Here is a 409-nt window from a genome sequence, read left to right on the forward strand (position 1 = left end):
ATTGATAAGGCGGAATGGCTAAATTATAGGGTGCTGGCCCTGAGCGCACTCTTCCAGCTGTATCATAAACAGCACCATGACATGGACACAACCATCCCCCAAATTTACCTGATTGTCCAAGTGTTACACAGCCTAAATGCGTACAAAGATTAATGAGAATAAGCCAATTCTCACGCCCCTCGCCCGCAGAACGCGCGAAATCCGTCGCTTCTTCTTCACCTTCAAGATTAGGGTTACGCGCCTGACGATCTCTAAGAATATCCAATGTGGTAGCACGAGCTTCAGCAATTTCTTTCGCTGTACGGTTGCGAATAACAACAGGCTGTCCACGCCACCTGACTGTCACCGACATACCCTCTTCAATACCAGAAAGATCAACCTCAACAGAAGAAGATGCCAAAACAGCCTC

At 47.7% G+C, this 409-nt stretch carries 1 protein-coding gene; it reads right to left on the reverse strand.

Annotated features, from left to right (window positions below; translation table 11 throughout):
* A partial coding sequence (gene petA, locus J7R10_RS09125) for a ubiquinol-cytochrome c reductase iron-sulfur subunit (RefSeq protein WP_208436514.1) occupies positions 1 to 409 on the reverse strand: 409 nt, incomplete at both ends.

This window comes from Bartonella vinsonii subsp. berkhoffii ATCC 51672, assembly GCF_902825225.1.
GTDB classification, from domain to species: Bacteria; Pseudomonadota; Alphaproteobacteria; order Rhizobiales; family Rhizobiaceae; genus Bartonella; species Bartonella berkhoffii.